The organism is Dietzia natronolimnaea (assembly GCF_002289575.1).
Taxonomy (GTDB): domain Bacteria; phylum Actinomycetota; class Actinomycetes; order Mycobacteriales; family Mycobacteriaceae; genus Dietzia; species Dietzia natronolimnaea_A.
This window is the reverse complement of record NZ_NTGA01000011.1, coordinates 50,206-70,719: the sequence shown is the minus strand read 5'-3', so window position 1 is coordinate 70,719 and position 20,514 is coordinate 50,206. Positions and strand designations below refer to the sequence as shown.

General features: G+C 70.8%; 18 protein-coding genes. 12 read left to right on the top strand and 6 right to left on the bottom strand.

All coding sequences use genetic code 11. The features are described 5' to 3' along the window. The first annotated feature begins 48 nt into the window (after window positions 1-48). Window positions 49-1,455, top strand: coding sequence for a sigma 54-interacting transcriptional regulator (locus tag CEY15_RS05505; RefSeq protein ID WP_217987079.1), 1,407 nt, complete (start codon window positions 49-51; stop codon window positions 1,453-1,455). Between the two features lie 53 nt (window positions 1,456-1,508). Further along, entirely contained in the window at window positions 1,509-3,530 is a 2,022-nt protein-coding gene (locus CEY15_RS05500) for a vWA domain-containing protein (RefSeq protein ID WP_095717626.1), read from the top strand. A 28-nt stretch (window positions 3,531-3,558) separates the two neighbouring features. Here CEY15_RS05500 and CEY15_RS05495 read toward each other — a convergent pair whose 3' ends face one another. From CEY15_RS05495 to CEY15_RS05475, 5 genes are read right to left on the bottom strand one after another with little or no spacing between them, the layout of a single operon-like run. After that, complete coding sequence (locus tag CEY15_RS05495) at window positions 3,559-4,218, bottom strand: class I SAM-dependent methyltransferase (protein WP_095717625.1); 660 nt, start codon at window positions 4,216-4,218, stop codon at window positions 3,559-3,561. A 55-nt stretch (window positions 4,219-4,273) separates the two neighbouring features. Further along, complete coding sequence (locus CEY15_RS05490) at window positions 4,274-4,690, bottom strand: carboxymuconolactone decarboxylase family protein (protein WP_228549129.1); 417 nt, start codon at window positions 4,688-4,690, stop codon at window positions 4,274-4,276. Continuing rightward, window positions 4,687-5,685, bottom strand: a complete 999-nt coding sequence (locus CEY15_RS05485) for an NAD(P)-dependent oxidoreductase (protein WP_095717624.1) — start codon at window positions 5,683-5,685, stop codon at window positions 4,687-4,689. Before CEY15_RS05485 ends, CEY15_RS05490 begins: the two co-directional genes overlap by 4 nt. Next, complete coding sequence (locus tag CEY15_RS05480) at window positions 5,682-6,434, bottom strand: SDR family oxidoreductase (RefSeq protein ID WP_017838156.1); 753 nt, start codon at window positions 6,432-6,434, stop codon at window positions 5,682-5,684. Before CEY15_RS05480 ends, CEY15_RS05485 begins: the two co-directional genes overlap by 4 nt. A 54-nt stretch (window positions 6,435-6,488) precedes the next feature. Next, a complete protein-coding gene (locus CEY15_RS05475; RefSeq protein WP_095717623.1) occupies window positions 6,489-7,994 on the bottom strand; it encodes an aldehyde dehydrogenase in 1,506 nt (501 codons plus the stop codon). 58 nt (window positions 7,995-8,052) lie between these two features. On the opposite strand from CEY15_RS05475, the gene CEY15_RS05470 reads away from it, so the two are divergent. The 9 genes from CEY15_RS05470 (at window position 8,053) to CEY15_RS05430 (ending at window position 16,768) form a co-directional block, all read left to right on the top strand. Beyond that, window positions 8,053-8,625, top strand: coding sequence for a TetR/AcrR family transcriptional regulator (locus CEY15_RS05470; RefSeq protein ID WP_095717622.1), 573 nt, complete (start codon window positions 8,053-8,055; stop codon window positions 8,623-8,625). Window positions 8,626-8,633: 8 nt separating this feature from the next. After that, complete coding sequence (locus tag CEY15_RS05465; protein WP_095717621.1) at window positions 8,634-9,848, top strand: cytochrome P450; 1,215 nt, start codon at window positions 8,634-8,636, stop codon at window positions 9,846-9,848. Further along, complete coding sequence (locus tag CEY15_RS05460; protein ID WP_095717620.1) at window positions 9,848-10,642, top strand: SDR family oxidoreductase; 795 nt, start codon at window positions 9,848-9,850, stop codon at window positions 10,640-10,642. Before CEY15_RS05465 ends, CEY15_RS05460 begins: the two co-directional genes overlap by 1 nt. A 92-nt stretch (window positions 10,643-10,734) precedes the next feature. Then, window positions 10,735-12,036 (top strand): cytochrome P450, encoded by a 1,302-nt coding sequence (locus CEY15_RS05455; RefSeq protein WP_095717665.1) that lies wholly within the window; start codon window positions 10,735-10,737, stop codon window positions 12,034-12,036. A gap of 14 nt (window positions 12,037-12,050) precedes the next feature. Continuing rightward, window positions 12,051-12,266: a ferredoxin gene (locus tag CEY15_RS05450; protein WP_095717619.1), complete on the top strand. Its 216-nt coding sequence runs from the start codon at window positions 12,051-12,053 to the stop codon at window positions 12,264-12,266. A gap of 5 nt (window positions 12,267-12,271) precedes the next feature. Then, window positions 12,272-12,847, top strand: coding sequence for a nuclear transport factor 2 family protein (locus CEY15_RS05445; RefSeq protein ID WP_095717618.1), 576 nt, complete (start codon window positions 12,272-12,274; stop codon window positions 12,845-12,847). Between the two features lie 5 nt (window positions 12,848-12,852). After that, window positions 12,853-14,136: a hypothetical protein gene (locus tag CEY15_RS05440; protein WP_245847286.1), complete on the top strand. Its 1,284-nt coding sequence runs from the start codon at window positions 12,853-12,855 to the stop codon at window positions 14,134-14,136. A gap of 53 nt (window positions 14,137-14,189) precedes the next feature. After that, window positions 14,190-15,896: an AMP-binding protein gene (locus tag CEY15_RS05435; protein ID WP_095717617.1), complete on the top strand. Its 1,707-nt coding sequence runs from the start codon at window positions 14,190-14,192 to the stop codon at window positions 15,894-15,896. Then, window positions 15,893-16,768: an SDR family NAD(P)-dependent oxidoreductase gene (locus CEY15_RS05430; RefSeq protein WP_095717616.1), complete on the top strand. Its 876-nt coding sequence runs from the start codon at window positions 15,893-15,895 to the stop codon at window positions 16,766-16,768. The genes CEY15_RS05435 and CEY15_RS05430 overlap by 4 nt, the downstream gene beginning before the upstream one ends. Before the next feature lie 229 nt (window positions 16,769-16,997). On the opposite strand, the gene CEY15_RS05425 is transcribed toward CEY15_RS05430, so the two are convergent. Continuing rightward, window positions 16,998-18,719: an AMP-binding protein gene (locus tag CEY15_RS05425; protein ID WP_095717615.1), complete on the bottom strand. Its 1,722-nt coding sequence runs from the start codon at window positions 18,717-18,719 to the stop codon at window positions 16,998-17,000. Window positions 18,720-18,944: 225 nt separating this feature from the next. On the opposite strand from CEY15_RS05425, the gene CEY15_RS05420 reads away from it, so the two are divergent. Further along, window positions 18,945-20,471 carry a CoA-acylating methylmalonate-semialdehyde dehydrogenase gene (locus CEY15_RS05420; RefSeq protein WP_095717663.1) on the top strand — a complete coding sequence of 509 codons (1,527 nt, stop codon included), beginning with the start codon at window positions 18,945-18,947 and terminating at the stop codon, window positions 20,469-20,471. Window positions 20,472-20,514: the final 43 nt, after the last annotated feature.

Genomic DNA, 20,514 nt, shown 5'->3' with positions numbered 1-20,514 from the left:
TCCGTGCCCGGCTCGCGTCGGGAGCACGCCACCGCGTGGAGGACTACCGTGGGCAAGGTGAGCGAGAAGCCGGACGTCAAGACCCTCGGCGAGCTACGCGCCGCGGGGTACACCAGCCGCAGCCTGCGCGAGGAGATGCGCGAGAACCTCCTCGCGGGACTGGCCGCGGGCCGCGATCCCTGGCCGGGGATGCACGGGTTCGACACGACGGTCATCCCGCAACTGGAGCGGGCGATCATCGCCGGGCACGACATCGTCCTGCTGGGCGAGCGAGGGCAGGGCAAGACCCGCCTTCTGCGCACCCTGGTGGGCCTGCTCGACGAGTGGTCGCCCGTCGTCGCGGGATCCGAGCTCGGTGAGGACCCGCTCGCTCCGATCACCTCGGCGACGCGGGAGCGGATCGCCCGGGAGGGGGACTCCCTGCCGATCGACTGGCGGCACCGGACCGAGCGCTACGTCGAGAAGCTCTCGACCCCGGACACCTCCGTGGCGGACATGATCGGCGACGTCGACCCGATGCGGGTGGCCGAGGGACGGCGCCTCGGCGACCCGGAGACCATCCACTATGGTCTGGTGCCGCGCGCGAACCGCGGGATCGTGGCGCTCAACGAACTTCCCGACCTGGCGGAGCGCATCCAGGTGGCCCTGCTCAACGTCATGGAGGAGCGGGACGTCCAGATCCGCGGGTACGTCCTGCGTCTTCCCCTCGACGTCCTGGTGGTGGCCTCGGCGAACCCGGAGGACTACACCAACCGCGGGCGCATCATCACCCCGCTCAAGGATCGGTTCGGCGCCGAGATCCGCACGCACTACCCGCTGGACCTGTCCGACGAGATCGAGGTCGTGCGCCAGGAGGCGGAGCTCACCGCGGAGGTCCCGGACGCCCTGATGGAACTGCTCGCCCGGTTCACGCGCGAACTGCGGACCTCGGATTCGGTCAACCAGTCCTCCGGCGTGTCCGCGCGCTTCGCGATCGCCGGCGCCGAGACCGTCGCGGCCGCGGCCAGGCGGCGCGCCGCCGTCCGGGGGACCGACGACCCGGGCGAGGCGGTCGCGCGGCTGGTCGACGTCGACGCCGCCGTGGAGGTGCTGCGCGGGAAGATCGAGTTCGAGCCGGGTGAGGAGGGCCGCGAGACGGAGATCCTCCGCTATCTCCTGCGCAGCGCCACGGTCGACGTGGTGCGCGAGATGTTCCGCGGTCTCGACCTGGCCCCCCTCGTCGAGGCGTTCGACGGGTCGGTGACCCTGACCACCGGCGCCAGTGTCACCGCGGCGGAGTTCCTCGACGACCTGCCCGAGCTCTCCGATCCGGACCTCTACGACCGGATCGCCGAGCGCGCGGGCGCCCAGACCGTGGGGCAGAGGGCGGGGGCGATCGAGTTCGCGCTGGAGGGGCTCTACCTCTCGCGGCGCCTGTCCAAGGAGACCGGGGACGGCGCCGCCGTCTACGGTTGACCCCCCGGGGTCGACGATGGTGGCCGAGGAGCCGCCGGAGCAGGAGGGACGCGATGTCGCGAGACGAGCCCCGCGCGCGGTACGGACGATACGTCGGAGGCCCCGACCCTCTCGCGCCCCCGCTCGACCTGTCCGAGGCGCTCGAGGCGGTGTCCGAGGGGGTGATGTCCGGGTACTCGCCCGAGCAGTCGATGCGCGAGTTCCTCCGCCGGGGCGGTCGGGGCCAGGCCGGTCTCGACGACCTCGCGGGCAGGGTGCAGCGTCGGCGCCGTGAACTGCTCGAGCGCGGCCACCTGGGCGGGACCCTGGAGGAGGTGTCCGAGCTGTTGGACAAGGCGCTGTTGGCCGAACGCGGGCAGCTCGCCCGGGACACGCAGATGGACCCGATGGATCGCACCCTGCGAGAGATGACCATCGAGAACCTCCCGGATTCCCCGGCCGCGGCGGTCGGCGAGCTCGCCGAGTACGACTGGGCCTCCTCCGATGCGTGGGAGGCCTACAGGAGGATCCAGGATCTCCTCGGAGAGGAGGCGCTCGAGTCGCGCTTCGCGGGGATGAAACAGGCCCTGGAGAACGCGACCGACGCCGATCGTGCGGCGGTGTCGGAGATGCTCGCCGACCTCACCGAGTTGCTCGACAAGCACGCTCGTGGGCAGGACACCCCCGAGGACTTCGAGCGGTTCATGGACAAGCACTCGGACTCCTTCCCGGAGCAGCCGGCCGACATCGACGAGCTCATCGACGTGCTGGCCCGGCGCGCGGCGGCCGCGCAGCGCATGATGCGCTCGATGACACCGGAGCAGCGGGAGGAGTTGATGGCGCTCTCGCAGCAGGCGTTCGGCTCACCGGAACTCATGGAGCAGCTGGGTCGGCTCGACGGGCTACTGCAGTCGCTCAGACCCGGCGAGGACTGGGACGGCTCCGCGGACTTCGACGGCGAGGAGGGACTCGGTTTCTCCGAGGGTGCCGCGGCGATGGCGGAGCTCGGTGACCTGGACCGTCTCGCCGAGCAGCTGGCGCGGGGCAGCGAGGGTTCGCCCCTGTCCGAGCTGGACCTCGAGGCCGTGGCCCGCCACCTCGGGGGAGAGGCCGCGGTCTCCCTGCGCACGCTGGCGCGGCTCGAGCAGTCGATGCGCGACTCGGGTTACCTGAGCAGGCGCCCCGACGGCGACCTGAGGTTGTCCCCGGCAGCACTGCGCAAGCTCGGCGGTTCCCTGCTGCGTGACGCCGCCCGTCGGCTCTCGGGTCGCACCGGCGCCCGCGAGACGCGGATGTCCGGGGCGGCGGGGGACCAGACGGGAGCGAGCCGCGCCTGGCGGTTCGGTGACGTGGAGTCGTGGGACGTGCCGCGGACCGTCACCAACGCCCTGTCCCGGGTCGTGGCCGAGGGTGGGGATCCGGGACAGGGAATCCGGCTGCTGCCGGACGACATCGAGGTCAGGGAGACGGAGTCGCGGACCCAGGCCGCCGTCGCGCTGCTGGTCGACACGTCGTTCTCGATGGCCATGGAGGGCCGATGGGTCCCGATGAAGCGCACCGCGCTGGCCCTGCACCACCTCGTGAGTACGCGGTTCCGGCAGGACACGCTCCAACTCATCTCGTTCGGCCGCTTCGCCCGGACCCGGACGGTGGAGGACCTGCTCTCCCTCGACGCGGAGTACGAGATGGGCACCAACCTCCACCACGCCCTGCTCCTGGCCGGCCGGTTCTTCCGGAGACACCCGTCGATGCAGCCGGTGCTGCTCATCGTCACCGACGGCGAGCCCACGGCTCACCTGTTGGGGAGCGGGGAGCCGTGGTTCGGCTACCCACCCGCACCGGAGACCATCCGCACGACCGTCGACGAGTTGGACCGCGTGGCGCGGTTCGGTGCGCAGACCACGTTCTTCCGGCTCGGCGACGACCCCGGGCTCGGGCGCTTCCTCGACGCGCTGGCCCGCCGGGTCGGCGGCACCGTGGTGGCCCCGGACGTCGACGACCTCGGGGCCGCCGTGGTCGGCAGGTTCCTCCACACACGACGCGGCCGCCCGGGCTCGGGTGACGCCTGGAGCGCGGGCGGCCGGTGGGCGGTGTGAGCCGCCGTGCGAGCCGGCGGTGCGGGCCCTACGGCATGGGCGCGCCGACCTCGCCCGAGTCGCGCCGCAGGACGCGCAGCGAGTCCACCGCGCGGACCTCGGTGAACTGCCCGGACTCCAGGGCGCGGCAGTAGATCTCGTAGGGCGGACGTCCGCCGTCCTCGGGGTTCGGGAAGACGTCGTGGATCAACAGGGCCCCGCCCACCGCGACCCACGGGGCCCAGCCCTCGTAGTCGGCCTGCGCGGCCTCGGAGGAGTGGCCCCCGTCGATGAACACGAACGAGGCCGGCGTGCCCCAGATCCGCGCGACCTGGCGCGACGTGCCCACCGCGGCGGTCACCACGTCGTCCAGTCCCGCGTCCCAGATCGTGTGCCGGAACGCCACGAGGGTCTCCAGGCGGCCGGTGTGGGGGTCGACGAGCGCCGTGTCGTGGTACTCCCACCCGGGCTGGTGCTCCTCGGACCCTCGGTGGTGGTCGACGGTGACGATGCTGCCGCCGGTCACCCGTGCGGCCGCGCCGAGGAACACGGTGGACCGGCCGCAGTAGGTGCCGATCTCGACGCCCACGCCGTCGCCCAGGTACTCGCAGGCGATCTCGTAGAGGGTGCGGCCCTCGTCCAGCGGCATGAAGCCGGGGGCGGCGAGCGCCACGTCGAGCAGCGCCTGGTCGATCTCGGGAGCGGTCATGGCACAAACCTATCGCTCATGACTCCGCCCGCGATCCCCGCCCTCGGCCCCGCGCTCAGTCGCGGCCATCGTTCCCCGCCTCGGCCCGGCGGGCGGCCTTCCGGGCGCGCGCGACGTGCGGGCCCACCACGTTGCCCAGCTTGGTACCGTTCGGCCAGCCCGCGTAGTAGCAGAGGAACAGCACGATCTCCTCCAGTTCCTCGGGTGTCAGCTCGCCGTTACCCAGCGCGGCGCCCACCTGGATGTCGGCGATGTCCGTGTTCCCCTGAGCGGTGAGCGCGCCCAGCAGGAGCAGGCGGCGGTCGCGATGGCTCAGACCGGGGCGGGACCACACGCGCCCGAACAGGTGGTCCGCGGTCTCGGCGAAGTAGTCACCCGGCCCGTCGGTCATCTCGAAGCCGTAGACCTCGGTCATCATGGCCAACCCGCGCTCGCGCTCCGGGGACATCCCGGATTCTGCCGTGTCGCTCATCGTGCTCCCTCGTCGTCGTCGGTGATTCCGCCGTCATCCCCGGGCGCACCCGCGGCGCGGCGGGCGATCTCTCCCGGCCCCACGCCGAAACCGGCGCCCAGGTCGCGCAACGCGATGGTCCCGAGCGGCAGGTCCACCTCCAGCCGCTGCCCGAGCTCCAGGGCCAGTGAGAGGTCCTTCTCGCCGAGGCCCCGGACGTGGGTGAAGACACCGTGCCAGAAGTCGTCGGGGGCGATCGGCGCGGTGGTGTCGCGCAACATCACCGCGCCGGCGCCACCGGTGATGGCGTCGGTGTGCCGCACCACGCGGCCCAGCTTGGCAATGTCGAGTCCCGCGGCCTCCGCCAGTCGGGAGGCCTCGGCGGCGGCGGTGAACGAGACGAAGTGCAGCAGGTTGCGGGCCAGCTTCATCCGCGTACCCGCCCCCACCTCGCCGGCGTGGACCGGCAGCGCGGCCCACAGCGCGAAGACGGGCTTGCAGGCCTCGTAGACCTCGCGCGTCCCGCCCACCATCACCGCGAGCTCGCCCTTCTCCGCGCCCGGTGCCCCGCCCGAGACCGGGGCGTCCACCAGGTGCACGCCGTGCGTTCCGCACGTCCTGGCGAGCTCTACGGCCGTGGAGTCGGAGATGGTGGAATGGACCGCCACCACCGTTCCCGGCCCGGCCGTGCGCAGGATCCCGTCGGGGCCGTCGACGACGTCGCGGACCTGCGCGTCGTCGAGGACCGTCACCGAGACCAGTCTGGCCGTCCGGGCCACCTCGGCCGGTGTCGCGCCGGAGGTGGCCCCCTCCGCGGTGAACGGTTCGGTCGCCTCGGGGCGGACGTCGCAGACGGCCAGGCCGCCGGGCCACGACAGCAACCGATGGGCGATGGGAGCGCCCATGTTGCCCAGTCCGATGAACCCGACGGGCGCAGGGGAGTCCTCCGGGGAGCCCGGACCCACGGGTGCGGCTCCGGCGCCCTGCCCGGAGATGTCGGCCGGGTTCACGCTCACGACCTGATGACCTGTCCGCCGTCGACGTTGAAGATCTGACCGGTGATCCACGACGCCTCGTCCGAGAGCAGGAAGAGCAGCATCCCGACCAGGTCCTCCGGCTGTCCCATCCTCTTGAGCGGGAGCTTGTCCACCATGTCCTTGACGATGGACTGGGGGGTGGTCGAGCGGTTGGCCTCGGTGTCGATCGGGCCGGGCGCGATCGCGTTGATGCGGATGTTGGACCCGCCCAGTTCGGTGGCCAACTGCTGGGTGAGGCCGTTGACGCCCACCTTGGCCAGGCCGTAGAAGCCCGAGTAGAGCCACGCGGCGGTGGAGGACTGGTTGACGATGGCGCCACCGCCGGCGGCCGCCATCTTCTCCCAGCAGGCGCGCACCATGATCAGCTGACCGTTGAGGTTCACCGACATGAACTTCTCGTAGTAGTCCCACGGCACGGTGATGAGGAAGTCGAGCTTCATCCCGCCGAAGATCGCGGCGTTGTTGACCAGCATGTCCAGTCGGCCGAACCTGTCCACGGCGGCCTCGGCGCAGGCCCCGGCCGAGTCCGGGTCGGAGACGTCGGTGTGCTGGAAGAACGCCTCCCCACCGGCCGCGGTGATCTCCTGCGCCACGCGCTGTCCCTCGGTGTCCGAGACGTCGGCCACCACGACCTTCGCGCCCTCCGCGGCGAGGGCCTTGGCGTACTCCTCGCCGATCCCGCCGGCCGCGCCGGTCACGATCACGGACTTACCGTCAAAACGTCCCATGTCTGTGGTCTCTTCCTTCTCGTCAGGGGTGGTGGTTCGGGTGGGGGTGAAATGTCAGGCCGGAGAGGCCACGGACTTGGTCTCGAGGTACTCCTCGAAGCCCTGCCGGCCCATCTCGCGGCCGATGCCCGACTGCTTGTAGCCGCCGAAGGGCACGTCGGCGCCGTACCAGACGCCTCCGTTGACCCCGAGCGTGCCCGTGCGTATGCCCGCCACGACCTTCTCCACGCGGTCGGGGTCGGTGCCCCAGACGGCGCCGGAGAGTCCGTAGGGGGAGTCGTTGGCGATCCGGATCGCGTCCTCGTCGCCGTCGTGGGGGATGACGACGAGGACGGGCCCGAAGATCTCCTCCCGGGCCACCCGCGCGGAGTTGTCGAGTCCGGAGATCAGGGTGGGCTCCACCCAGAAGCCCTTCGACCTGCCCTCGCCGGACGGGCGCCCGCCGCCGATCTCGATGGTGCCGCCCTCCTCCACGGCCAGCGCGATGTACCCCTCGACCCGCTCGCGCTGGACCGCGGAGATCACCGGTCCGCACAGGGTGCCGGGGTCGGTGGGGTCACCCGGCGCGAAGGCCGCCATCGCGCCCTTGGCGGCCTCGACGGCCTCGTCGTACCTCTCGCGCGGAACCACCAGGCGCGTGGTGAGGGCGCAGCCCTGGCCGGCGTGGGTGCAGGCGTTGAGGGCCGTCATGAAGCACGCGGCGTTCAGGTCCGCATCGTCCAGGACCACGGCGGCGGACTTGCCGCCCAGCTCGAGGAAGACCTTTTTGAGGGTCTCCGCCGCGGCCACCATGATCTTCTTGCCGGTGGCGGTGGATCCGGTGAACGAGACCAGATCCACGCGCGGGTCGGTGGTCAGCTGGGCACCCACCCCGTGGTCCGAGGACGAGACCACGCCCAGCACGCCCGCGGGGATGTCGGTCTCCTCGGCGGCGATGCGGGCCACCGCGGCGGCGATGAGCGGGGTGTCCGGGGCGGGCTTGAGCACCACGGTGCATCCCGCGGCCAACGCGGGCCCGATCTTGGCCAGGTTGATCTGGTTGGGGAAGTTCCACGGGGTGATGGCACCGACCACGCCGATCGCCTCCCGGTGCGTCGTCCGGCGGGAACGCACCCCCATCACCTCGGACTCGCCGAGGTCCTCGACCCAGTCGTAGGCCTCGACCAGGTCGGCGAGCCAGCCCAGGTCGGCGACGGGCCCCTCCAGCTGGGGACCGGTGGTGAACATGTGCGGTGCGCCCACCTCGGCGATGGTCAGCGCGCGCAGCTCCTCGGTGTGGGCCTGCAGGGCGTCCCGAAGCTGCCGCAGGCACGAGGCGCGGAAGGCATGATCGGTGGACCACGTGGTGGTGTCGAACGCGGTGCGGGCGGCCTCGATCGCGGCGGCCATGTCCTCCGGGCCGGCGTCGGCGGCGCGGCCGATCACCTCCTCCGTGGCGGGGTTGAGGACGTCGAACGTGCCGCCCCCGGAGGCCGGGCGCAGCTCGCCGCCGATGAGGAGCGGGGCGTCGTAGGTGGTGCTCGTCGTCACGGGGGGCCTTCCGTCAGGGTTGATGGACATCCAGTGGGTAGACAACTGTCTAGACGATAGTCCGGCCAGTGGTGTACTGTCCAGACACATGTCCAGTGACGTGCGTTTCGAATCCACGCGAAGGCGTCTCAACGGCCAGCAGGCCGAGACCGTCGACCGCCTCACCAGCGCGGCCGTCGAGGTCTTGCGCGAGAAGGGGCCGGGCGGCCTCGCGGTCCGGGCGGTGGCGGCCAAGGCCGGCGTGGCCCCGGCCACCGCGTACACCTACTTCTCCTCCAAGGGCCACCTCATCGCGGAGGTGTTCTGGCGACGCCTCCGCGACCACGTCACCGAGGGCGCCTCGGCCGGCACCACGGTGGACAGGGTGGTGGCGGTCCTGCGCGATGTCGCGCTGCTGGTGGCGGACGAGCCCGAGCTCTCCTCGGCGGTCACCGCGGCCCTCCTGGGCGACGATCCGGAGGTGTCCCACCTGAGGATCCGGATCGGTGCCGACATCCGTCGGCGTCTGACGGCCGCGCTGGGTGATGAGGCCGACGACGAGGTGATCGGCGCCCTGGAGATGGTCTACGCGGGCGCGCTCGTCCGCGCGGGCATGGGCTATGGCTCCTACTCCGACATGGCGGACGCCATCGAGTCCGCCGCCCGACTCATCCTGAGGTGACCTGAGACATGACCACCGCGACTCCAGCCCCGCTCGTGTTCAGCCCGTATGACTACGCCGTACACGAGGATCCGTACCCGTTCTACTCCCGGTTGCGGGCCGAGGCCCCCGTCTACCACAACCCGGATCTCGACTTCTGGGCGCTGAGCAAGCACGCCGACGTCCGTGAGGCCTTCCGTGCGCCCGACGTGTTCTCCAACGCGATGGGGGTCTCCCTCGACCCGGCGGCGTACGGACCGCACGCCTACAAGACGATGTCCTTCCTGGCGATGGACGACCCGAGGCACGCCCGGCTGCGCAAGCTCGTGAGCAAGGGCTTCACCTCGCGACGGGTTGACGCGCTCTCCGAGGGGATCGAACGGATCTCGCGGCAGTACTGGGACGAGTGCCTCGACAGGTCTCGGGACGGCGGCGAGTTCGACTTCGTCCAGGACTACGCGGGCAAGCTACCGATGGACGTCATCTCCGACCTCATGGGGGTGCCGGAGTCGGATCGCGACGAGCTCCGCCGGCTCGCGGACCTCGTCATGCACCGCGAGGAGGGCGGTCAGGACGTGCCCGAGGACTCGATGGTCGCCGCCTTCGACCTCATCGCCTACTACCAGGGCATGGTCGCCGACCGGCGGAAGCAGCGGACCGAGGATCTCACCTCGGCGCTCATCGACGCCGAGATCGACGGGGAGAAGCTGGACGAGGACGAGATCCTGTCCTTCCTCTTCCTCATGGTGGTGGCGGGCAACGAGACCACCACCAAGCTGCTCGCCAACGCGATGTTCTGGGGCCACGAGTACCCCGACCAGTCGCGACTGGTGATCGACGACCCGGAGCGGGTGACCGACTGGGTCGAGGAGACCCTGCGCTACGACACCTCCAGTCAGTTGGTCCTGCGCACCACCACGCAGGAGGTCACGGTCCGCGACGTCACCATCCCGGCCGACCAGAAGGTGCTCCTGCTCATCGGCGCGGCCAACCGCGACGAGGAGGTGTTCGAGGACTCCGGGGCCTTCCTCCTGGGCCGGGACACCTCCGCGAGCCTGAGCTTCGGCCAGGGGCCGCACTTCTGCCTCGGCGCGCACCTCGCGCGACTCGAGGGGCGGATCGCGCTCGACCAGATCTCACGGTCCGTCACGGGGTACGAGATCCTGCCCGGCGCCGAGCGCGTGCACTCCTCCAACGTGCGTGGCTTCGCCCGCCTGCCCATGCGCGTCGAGGTCAGACGCTGATGAGCCTGAAGTTCCCACCGCAGCGGGACGCGGCCGACCGTCCCGCCCTCGTCACGGGCGCCTCCTCCGGTATCGGTCGCGCCTCCGCGGAGGCGCTGGCCGCACTCGGGCACCCCGTGGTCGTGGGGGCCCGCCGGGCCGACCGCCTCGACGACCTCGTGGGCCGGATCCGGGAGGCCGGGGGACTGGCCACCGCCCGTCCGGTCGACGTGACCAGAGCGGAGTCGGTGGCGGAGTTCGTGGCCGCCGCCGGTGAGGCGTACGGCCCTCCCGAGGTCCTGGTCTCCAGCGCGGGCACTCTGAAGATGGCCCGCGTGTGGGAGATGGAGCCGGACGACTTCGCCTCGCAGATCGACATCCACCTGCTCGCCGTGCAGCGGCTGCTCCACGCGGTGGTCCCCGGGATGGTCGACCGCCGTCGGGGCGACGTGGTCCTGATCGGCTCCGACGTCGCCTACACCGCCCGGCCCCGCTCCGGGGCGTACGTCGCGGCCAAGGCCGGCCTGGAGACCATGGCCCACCAGGCCCGCAAGGAACTCGAGGGCACGGGGATCCGCCTCGGAGTGGTCCGCCCGGGCCCGGTGATGACCGAGATGGGCACCGAGTTCGACCCGGAGACCGCGGAGTCGGTCATCAACGACTGGGTCAAGCACGGCTTCGGTCGTCACCCGCGCATGTGTAAACCGGCCGACCTCGCCCGGGGGGTCGCCGCCATGGTGTCGATGCCCCGCGGCGCCCAGATCACCGAGCTGGAGATCCAGCCGGAGGCCCCAATCGAGGAGGACTACTCGTGACCAGTACCGACAGCTCCACCGACAAGCCCACGGACTTCTCCACCCTCACCGAGCCGCGTCGGGTCTCCGGCGGCGAGGGGGAGCTCGGGCACATGGACGAACTCCGTACCGACCCGATCGGCCTGTTCTGGCGGGTCCGCGAGGAGTGCGGCGACCTCGGCGTGTTCAAGATCGTCGACCGCGACATCTGCCTGGCCTCCGGGGCGGCCGCGAACGAGGCCTTCTTCCGTGCGCCGGACGAGTCGCTGGACCAGGCCGCCGCCTACCCGTTCATGACGCCGGTGTTCGGTGAGGGCGTCGTGTTCGACGCCAGCCCCGAGCGCCGCTCGGAGATGCTGCACAACACCGCGCTGCGCGGCGAGCACATGCGACAGCACGCCGTCACCATCCCCCGCGAGGTCCAGCGCATGGTGGGCGAGTGGGGCGACGAGGGCGAGATCGACCTCCTCGAGTGGTTCTCCGAGCTCACCATCTACACCTCCTCGGCGTGTCTGATCGGTCCGAAGTTCCGCGAGCAGCTCGACGCCCGGTTCGCGCACCTCTACCACGATCTCGAGCAGGGCACCGACCCCCACGCGTACATCGACGCCTACGCCGACATCCCCGCGTTCCGCAAGCGGGACGCGGCGCGAGCGGGGCTGGTCGAGTTGGTCTCCGGGATCATGGACCAGCGGATGGCCGAGCCGCCGGCGAGCAAGGAGGACCGCGACCTCCTCGACGTCCTGGTCTCCGTCAAGAACGACGACGGCACGTACCGGTTCACCCCGGACGAGGTCACCGGCATCTTCATCTCCATGATGTTCGCCGGACATCACACCACCTCCGGTACCAGCGCGTGGATGCTCATCGAGTTGCTCAAGCACCCGGACTACCTCGCGCAGGTGGTCGCCGAACTCGACGAGGTCTACTCCGACGGGGCCGAGTACAGCTTCGGGGCGTTGCGTCAGATGCCCAGGGTCGAGAACGCCCTGAAAGAGACGCTGCGTCTGCACCCGCCGCTGATCATCCTCATGCGGGTGGCGCAGGAGGACGTGCAGATCGGCGACCACGTCGTCCGCGCCGGGCAGACCGTCGCGGCGTCCCCCGCGGTCTCCAACCGGCTGCCGGAGGACTTCCCGGACCCCGACTCCTTCGACCCGGAACGCTATGCCGAGCCGCGCCAGGAGGACATCGTCAACCGGTGGACCTGGATCCCCTTCGGCGCCGGACGGCACCGCTGCGTGGGCGCGGCGTTCGCCCAGCTGCAGATCAAGGCCATCTTCTCGATCCTGCTGCGGGAGTTCGAGTTCGAGCTAGCGCAGCCGCCCGAGAGCTACCACAACGACCACTCCAAGATGGTCGTCCAGCTGGCCCAGCCGTGCACCGTCCGCTACCGGAGGAGGCAGCGCAGGTGAGCGGGCAGCAGCCGATGCGGGTGGAGGTGGACTTCGACCTGTGCCAGGGGCACGCCGAGTGTCAGGCGGAGGCCCCCGACTGGTTCACGGTCGGCAAGGGCTCCGAGGCCAAGGTGCGTGCCAAGCGGGGCGTGGTCCCCGACGACCAGCTCGAGGCCGTCAAGGCCGCCGTCAAGTACTGCCCGACGCAGGCACTCCGCCTCGTCGAGAACCAGACCCACCAGGAGTGAGTGACGTGACCCGATACGACCGCGCCGAGATCGCCGAGTTCGTGCAGCGCTGGATCGAGGCGAACGCCGAGTGCGAGCGCAACAAGGACTGGACCCCGCTCGCCGACTTCTACGCCGAGGACGCCACCTACGGCTGGAACTACGGCACCAAGGACGACTTCATGGCCGTCGGCCGGGACGAGATCCGCGACATCGCGCTGGGCCAGGAGATGGCCGGGCTCGACGGCTGGGAGTACCCCTACATCCGGACCATCATCGACCCCGAGACCGGGGACGTGCTCTGTCTGTGGAAGCAGATCGCCCGCGACACCGTCGACCCGAAGACCGGGAAGCCGTACGAGGTCCACGGGCTCGGCGGGTCGTGGTTCCTCTACAACGGCGACCAGCAGTGGAAGTGGCACCGCGACTTCTTCGACTTCGGCAACGTGGTGGACCTGTTCATGCGGATGTACGAGGCCGACGCGCTCACCGATTCGATGAAGGCCCGGTTCGAGGCGGCCGGGGACAAGCCGGCCGGGTGGTACCGCATCGAGGACAGCCCGGCCCCCTTGTGGCCGGTGTCCGCCCCGGACGAGGTCTGAGTCCGGTGGCCGCGCGCGACCGGATCGTCAACAGCGACCCCCTGGAGTCCCTCGACCACGCCAGGCTCGCCAGGCTGCTGCCCGACCTGCTGCTGATCGGCCAGCTCATCGACCGGGCGGGGATGCCGGCCCTGCTCGGCGAGTTCGGTGTGGACGGGATGCGCGATGTGGCGATCGAGGAGTGGCAGGCCGCGAGCCCGCACTACACCCGGCGCATGAAGGAGGCGCTGTCGATCACCGGAGACGGCGTCGCGGAGATCTTCAAGGGCTTCCAACTGGATGTGGGGGCGCCGCCGGAGTTCATGGACTTCCGGTACGCGGTCACCGACCACGACCACGGCGAGTTCTGGCTCGACCACTGCGGTGCGCTGATGGACGTCGAACCGATGGGGGACCGGCTCGTCACCACGATGTGCCACGACATCGAGGACCCCACCTTCCCGGCCACCGCGCTGGCCACCAACCCCCGGGCCGTCGTGGAGCCCATCCACCGTCCGCCGCGCAGCCCGGAGGGCCGGACGCCGCACTGTCACTGGACCGTGCGGATCGACCCGGATTCAGAGCCGGCGGCGTGGCCCGAGCCGGCGGTCGAGTCCGCGAGCAGCCGGTTGATCGACTTCGCCTTCGAGCCGCCGGAACCGCGGGACACCACCGGTGAGGGCCCTCGGGACGACTACGCCGGTCCGCTGCTGACGGACCTGAGCTTCCCCGAGTTCACCTCGGCCGCGCTCGTCCGCATGACCCGCGAGGTGTACCTGCAGATGCACCTGCTGGCGGTGGGTTTCCACCAGTCGGTGCGTCGCCGGTCGGACGCCGAGACCGCGGACCGGCTGCTCGCCTACCAGGCGACGGGGATCGCGGGGGTCGCCGCGGGACGGATCCGCGACGTCCTCGGCGTGGAGGGGGACGCACACGGGTTGGCCGCCGTGCTCGATCTCCACCCGCTGGCCGGCCCGACCGCCTACACGGGGTACTCGTCGTCGGTCTCCGGCGACGGCGCGAGCGTCACCGTCACCTGGGACACCGCGGCGGACGCGTTCGCCGACGACACCTGGATGCCCCTGCTCGCCCGGGACGGCCTGCGCCCCCTCGCCGCGGCGGCACAGGCGGTCGACCCGCACTGGACCGTGGAGCGCGTGCCCTCGGACGGCTCCCGGGTCGAGGCCGTCCTCCAGCTCGGAGACGTACCAGCGAAGGAGTCCGACGAGGTCGCCGTCACCCGGATCAGCACCGGGGCGGCGTTCGACTTCGGACCGGCCCGCACGCCACTGCCCATCACCCCGGTCTGAGACCGGACGCTCGCCCGAGACAGCACACCCGACCCCGTCACGGAGGACACCACATGGCACACAATCTGGCCGACCTCTTCGAACACGCCGTGGACGCCTACGGCGCCGACCGTCTGGCGGTGGTGGAGGGCGAACGTCGTCTCACCTACGCCGACCTGGAGGCCGAGGCCAACCGGTGGGCCTCGGCGCTCGCCTCCCTGGGCGTCGGGGCCGGCGACCACGTCGGTGTGCACCTGCGCAACGGGGTGGACTGTCTGGCGCTGATCCTCGGAGTCCTCAAACTGCGGGCGGTGACCATCAGCATCAACTACCGCTACTCGGGCCCGGAGCTGCGCTACCTCTACGACTACTCCGACACCAGCGTGCTGGTGTTCCACCGCGAGTTCGGCGCCGCGGTCACCGAGGCCGTACGAGGGCTCGACGCCGTCCGGCACACGATCATGGTGGAGGACGGCTCGGGCGTCGACACCCTTCCGGACGGTGTCCTCCCCGCCCGCGAGACCCTGGAGGCGGCGTCGGCGGAGCGTCCCGGGGTGGAGCGGAGCGGCGACGATCTCTACCTGGTGTTCACCGGTGGCACGACGGGCAAACCGAAGGGTGTGATGTGGCGTCAGGAGGACCTGTGGCGCAGCCTCGGAGGTGGCGCGGACTACCACACGGGTGAACCGGTGCCAGACGAGTTCCACCAGTCCAGGGCGGGTCTGGGCGGTGACCCCATGCGCTACCTCATCCTGCTCCCGCTCATCCACACCTCGGGCATCATGCCCAGCTTCACCGGCCTGTTCGCCGGCGGCACCATGCACTACCTCCCGCACTTCCGGGCCGCGGACGTCCTGGAGGAGATCGAGACCGAGAAGATCCAGGTCGCCGTGGTGGCCGGTGACGCGATGGTCCGGCCACTCGTGGATCTGATGCGTTGGACCGACCCCGACACCTCGAGCATGTTCATGGTCTCCTCGGGGGCCGCCCTGTTCTCGCCCTCGGTCAAGGCGGACCTGCTCGAGCTCCGTCCCGATCTGATGATCATGGACGCGTTCGGCTCGTCCGAGGGCGGCTTCGGCGGCCTGGGCGTGGTCACCAAGGCCGATCTCGACGACGGGTCGCTCTTCGCCGACCACGGTCCCCGGATCCCGAGGGGTACCACCCTGCAGCTCGTCGACGACTTCGACGAACCGCTGCCCGACGACTCGCAGGAGATCGGCTGGATCGTCAAGAGCGGGTACCAGCCCGCCGGCTACTACAAGGACGAGGCCAAGACCGCCGAGACCTTCCGGGAGATCGCCGGCAGCCGCCGGGTGTTCACCGGGGACCGCGGACGGTACGACGGCCCCGACACGATCATCATGCTCGGCAGGGCCAGTCAGGTGATCAACTCCGGCGGCGAGAAGATCTTCGCCGAGGAGGTCGAGGCCGCGCTCAAGGCGGTGGCCGGGATCGAGGACGCCGTGGCGTTCGGGGTCCCGGACGAGCGGTTCGGGCACCGGGTCGGCGCCGTGGTCCAGTGGGCGGATTCCGCACAGGACTCATCGCCGGACTCATCGCCGGACTCCTCGCCGGGCACCGGCCCGCGGGACCTCGACGCCGTCGGGCACGCACTGCGCGAGCACCTGGCCGGGTTCAAGATCCCCGTGGCGTACTGGGTGGTCGACCGCGTCGAACGCCATCCCAGCAGCAAGACCGACTACGGCTGGGCGCGCCGTCTGGTGGCCGAGCGTGCCCCCGACCTCGACCGGCGCACGGACGCCGCCGGCACCGCGTGACCGGGCTCCGGCTCGACGGCCGGTCCTTCGCGGTCACCGGGTCCTCCCGCGGGATCGGTGCGGCGGTCGCGGACGACCTGGCCGCGCGCGGCGCCGACGTGGTGCTCAACGGGCGCGACGAGGCGGCGCTGCGGCACCGGGTCGCCGAGCTCGCCGCACGGTCCGGCGGCCGGATCACCGGGGTCGCCGGGTCGGCACACGAGCCCACGGTGGCGGAGTCGCTGCTCGAGGAGGCGATCCGCGGGGGGTCGACGGTCTCCGGCCTGATCACGTGCGCAGGGGTTCCCGAGCCCGCGGGGTCCTCGATCCTCACCGTGAGTCACGCGGAGTTCGGCGCGCTCATGGACGCCCACCTCGGGACGGCCTTCGCGGCGTGTCGCGTGTTCGCACCGCACTTCGTCTCCACCGGCTCGGGCGCGATCGTCACCACGTCGTCGTTCGCCTGGAAAGGCGACTACGGAGGTACGGGCTACCCGGCCGGCAAGGGCGCGGTCACCTCGCTGACCATGGCGATCGCGGCCGAGCTCGCCGAGCACGGGGTGCGGGCGAACGTGGTGTGCCCGGGCGCCCGGACCAGGCTGTCGAGCGGGGAGGACTACGAGGACCAGATCCGCGAGCTGGGCCGCAGGGGGATGCTCGACGAGCTCAGTGTGGCCGGTGCACTGGACCCGGCCGGGCCGGAGTACGTGGCGCCGCTCTACACCTATCTCGTCTCCGATCTGGCTGCCGGGATCACCGGCGGGGTGTTCGCCGGGTCGGGCGGGTTCATCGGGAGATTCCCCGCCCCGGAGGCGCAGATCCTGGCCTACCGAGATTTCCACGACAGTCCGCCGTGGACCCCTGAGGAGATAGACGGACTGGTCCGGGCCTGAGCGTCACCGGGAGCCGCTCGAGACGCGCCGGGGTCGTCCCACCGCGCCGAGAGGTCACACCCGCTCACGTCTTCCCAGGTCAGGTGGCGGGTTCTCCTGCAGTCGCGACCACTCGTCGAGGTGCCAGCACGGGCCACGGCCCGGCCTGCGCCGACACGGCCCGACCTGCGCCGACACGGCCCGGCCTGCACGGGCCGCAGCCGCGCCCCCGCGGGCCGGGAAACCGCCGTCAGCGCAGCGACTCCTCCCGGAACTCGCCGGGGAAGTCCACCGACGGGCCGTTCTCGCTCTCGCCGTTGCGCAGCTCGACGCGGCGGATCTTGCCGGAGATGGTCTTGGGCAGGTCGGTGAACTGGAGACGGCGCACCCGCTTGTAGCCGGCCAGGTGGGTGCGGGAGTAGTCGAAGATCTGGCGGGCGGTCTCCTCGGTCGGCTCCCAGCCGCCGGCCAGGACCACGAACGCCTTGGGGACGCTCAGTCGCACGGGATCCGGGGACGGGACGACCGCCGCCTCGGCCACCGCCGGGTGCTCCAACAGGACGGACTCCAGCTCGAACGGCGAGATCCGGTAGTCGGAGGACTTGAACACGTCGTCGGTCCGGCCCACGTAGGTGATGTAGCCCTCGGAGTCCCGCGAGCCGACGTCACCGGTGTGGTAGAAACCGTCCGCGTACGCGGCGTCGGTCCGGTCCTTGTCTCCGTGATATCCGACCATCAGGCCGAGCGGGCGGGGGTCCAGGCGCAGGCAGATCTCGCCCTCGGCGCCCTCTCCCGGGACCTCCTGTCCGGTGGCGGGGTCGACCAGGACGACGTCGAATCCGGGGCACGGGCGGCCCATGGACCCGTCCTTGATGGGCTGGCCCGGGGTGTTGGCGATCTGCACGGTGGTCTCGGTCTGGCCGAAGCCGTCGCGGATGGTCACCCCCCACGCGTCGCGGACGCGCCCGATCACCTCCGGGTTCAAGGGCTCGCCGGCACCCACCGCCAGCCGGGGCGGCACCTGCAGCTGCGTCAGGTCGGCCTGGATGAGCATCCGCCACACGGTGGGCGGGCAGCACAGGCTGGACACCCCGCAGCGGTCCATCTCGCGCATCATCGCCGTGGCGTCGAAGCGGGAGTAGTTGTAGATGAACACGCACGACCCGGCGATCCACGGCGTGAACACGTTGGACCACGCGTGCTTGGCCCATCCGGGCGAGGACACGTTGAGGTGGACGTCGCCCGGCTGGAGACCGATCCAGTACATGGTCGACAGGTGGCCCGCCGGGTACGAGGCGTGGGTGTGCTCGACGAGCTTGGGCTTGCTGGTGGTCCCGGAGGTGAAGTAGAGCAGCAGCGTGTCGTCGGCGTGGGTGGTGTGGGTGGGCTCGAAGTCGGGGGAGGCGTCCATCGCACCGGCGAGGTCGGTCCAGCCGTCGGGGGCGCCGCCCACCGCGAACCGCTGATAGTCGCCGGAGATGGCGGCGAAGCGCTCGGCCAGCTCGGAGCGGGCGATCACGTGCTTGATTCCGCCGCGGGCGATGCGGTCGCGCAGGTCGCCCTCGGCGAGCAGGGTGGTGGCGGGGATGACCACGGCGCCGAGCTTGATCACCGCGAGCATGACGTCCCACAGCTCCACCTGGTTGGCCAGCATGAGCAGGATCCGGTCGCCGGGCCCGACCCCGGCCTCGCGCAGCCAGTTGGCGGTGCGGTCCGAGCGGATCCGCATCTCGTCGAAGGAGTACTTCGCCTCGGTCGGTGCACCGCCGCCGTCGTGCTCCTCGACGATCCACAACGCGGGATCGGTGTTCCCCTCGGCCTCGACGTCGAACCAGTTGAGTGCCCAGTTCCACTCGTTGAGCTCCGGCCACGCGAAGCCGGCCCGGGCGGCCTCGTAGTCCTCCGCGTTGGCCTGCAGGAAGTCGCGGGCGGCGCGGAATCGGGTGGTGGCGTCGGTGGCGAGCGGGGCCATGAAGTCTCCTGACAGCGGGCACGGTTGAGAACGGGCACGGGAAGTGAGTCAGCTCACAGTATGGGCGCGCCCCAGGGCGGCGGTACACCCGAAAGGGGAGGGTCGGGGGGTGTCCGGGCGCCCGCCCCCTGGATTACTAGGAGATGCAAGTATAGGGTGATGGCCATCACGGGAGAAGTGCCGCGCGGACATGACGGACCGCGGCCTCACGACGAAGGGATGGCCATGTCTGATCTCAGGCAGATCGACCACTACATCAACGGCACGAGGGTCGCCGGGGCGGGTGGCCGCACCCACGAGGTGTTGAACCCCAGCACGGGCGCGGCGCAGGCCGTGGTCCCGTTGGCGTCGACGGCCGAGGTCGACGACGTGATCGCCAAGGCCGCCGAGGCCCAGAAGTCGTGGGCGGCCCAGAACCCGCAGAAGCGCGCCCGCGTGCTCATGCGCGTCGTCGACCTGATCAACCAGAACATGGACGAGCTCGCCGAGTTGCTGGCCATCGAGCACGGCAAGACCACCCCGGACGCGCGTGGGGACATCCAGCGCGGCCTCGAGGTGCTCGAGTTCGCGATCGGGATCCCGCACCTGCTCAAGGGTGAGTACACCGAGAACGCCGGGGGCGGCGTGGACGTCTACTCCATGCGCCAGCCGCTCGGCGTCGTCGCGGGGATCACCCCGTTCAACTTCCCAGCCATGATCCCGCTGTGGAAGGCGGGCCCGGCCATCGCGTGCGGCAACGCCTTCGTGCTCAAGCCCTCCGAGCGCGACCCCTCGGTCCCGGTGCGCCTGGCCGAGCTGTTCACCGAGGCGGGGTTGCCCGACGGCATCTTCCAGGTCGTCCACGGCGACAAGGAGGCCGTCGACGCGATCCTGAACAACGACACGATCCAGGCGGTCGGGTTCGTCGGTTCGACCCCGATCGCGCAGTACATCTACGAGAACGCGGCCCGCACCGGCAAGCGCGCGCAGTGCTTCGGCGGCGCCAAGAACCACATGATCATCATGCCCGACGCGGACCTCGACCAGGCCGCGGACGCCCTGGTCGGAGCCGGTTTCGGCTCCGCGGGTGAGCGCTGCATGGCGATCTCCGTCGCCGTCCCGGTGGGCGAGGGCACCGCCGAGGCGCTGCTGGAGAAGCTGGTGCCCAAGGTCAAGGAGCTGCGGGTGGGCCACAGCCACGACCCCAACTCCGACTACGGCCCGCTGGTCACGCCCGAGTCCAAGGCCCGCGTGCTGGACTACATCGACCAGGGCGAGAAGGCCGGCGCGGAGATCCTCATCGACGGCCGCGGCGTGGGCGCCTACACGGACGAGTTCAACGGCGAGGACATCTCCGGGGGCTACTACGTCGGCCCCACGCTCATGGACAAGGTCACCCCCGACATGAGCGTGTATACGGACGAGATCTTCGGCCCCGTCCTCGTGGTGGTCCACGCCAAGGACTACGACGAGGCCCTGCGCCTGCCCAACGAGCACGAGTACGGCAACGGCGTGGCCATCTTCACCCGCGACGGCGACGCCGCCCGCGAGTTCGTGTCCAACGTCCAGGTGGGCATGGTCGGCGTCAACGTGCCGATCCCCGTGCCGATCGCGTACCACACCTTCGGCGGCTGGAAGAAGTCCGGATTCGGCGACCTCAACCAGCACGGCCCCGAGTCGATCAAGTTCTACTCCAAGGTCAAGACGGTCACCCAGCGCTGGCCGTCGGGCATCAAGGACGGGGCCGAGTTCGTCATCCCCACGATGGACTGACCGGTCCCGCAGCGCGATAGCCGGGCACCGCGACAACCGGGCA

Bases quoted from the DNA above. Each gene is read 5' to 3' on its own strand.
- CEY15_RS05500 (WP_095717626.1), top strand. From the start codon at position 1,509: ATGTCGCGAGACGAGCCCCGCGCGCGGTACGGACGATACGTCGGAGGC.
- CEY15_RS05480 (WP_017838156.1), bottom strand. From the start codon at position 6,434: ATGGGACGTTTTGACGGTAAGTCCGTGATCGTGACCGGCGCGGCCGGC.
- CEY15_RS05460 (WP_095717620.1), top strand. From the start codon at position 9,848: ATGAGCCTGAAGTTCCCACCGCAGCGGGACGCGGCCGACCGTCCCGCC.
- CEY15_RS05420 (WP_095717663.1), top strand. From the start codon at position 18,945: ATGTCTGATCTCAGGCAGATCGACCACTACATCAACGGCACGAGGGTC.
- CEY15_RS05450 (WP_095717619.1), top strand. From the start codon at position 12,051: ATGCGGGTGGAGGTGGACTTCGACCTGTGCCAGGGGCACGCCGAGTGT.
- CEY15_RS05470 (WP_095717622.1), top strand. From the start codon at position 8,053: ATGTCCAGTGACGTGCGTTTCGAATCCACGCGAAGGCGTCTCAACGGC.
- CEY15_RS05435 (WP_095717617.1), top strand. From the start codon at position 14,190: ATGGCACACAATCTGGCCGACCTCTTCGAACACGCCGTGGACGCCTAC.
- CEY15_RS05490 (WP_228549129.1), bottom strand. From the start codon at position 4,690: ATGAGCGACACGGCAGAATCCGGGATGTCCCCGGAGCGCGAGCGCGGG.
- CEY15_RS05495 (WP_095717625.1), bottom strand. From the start codon at position 4,218: ATGACCGCTCCCGAGATCGACCAGGCGCTGCTCGACGTGGCGCTCGCC.
- CEY15_RS05455 (WP_095717665.1), top strand. From the start codon at position 10,735: ATGGACGAACTCCGTACCGACCCGATCGGCCTGTTCTGGCGGGTCCGC.
- CEY15_RS05475 (WP_095717623.1), bottom strand. From the start codon at position 7,994: ATGTCCATCAACCCTGACGGAAGGCCCCCCGTGACGACGAGCACCACC.
- CEY15_RS05465 (WP_095717621.1), top strand. From the start codon at position 8,634: ATGACCACCGCGACTCCAGCCCCGCTCGTGTTCAGCCCGTATGACTAC.
- CEY15_RS05425 (WP_095717615.1), bottom strand. From the start codon at position 18,719: ATGGCCCCGCTCGCCACCGACGCCACCACCCGATTCCGCGCCGCCCGC.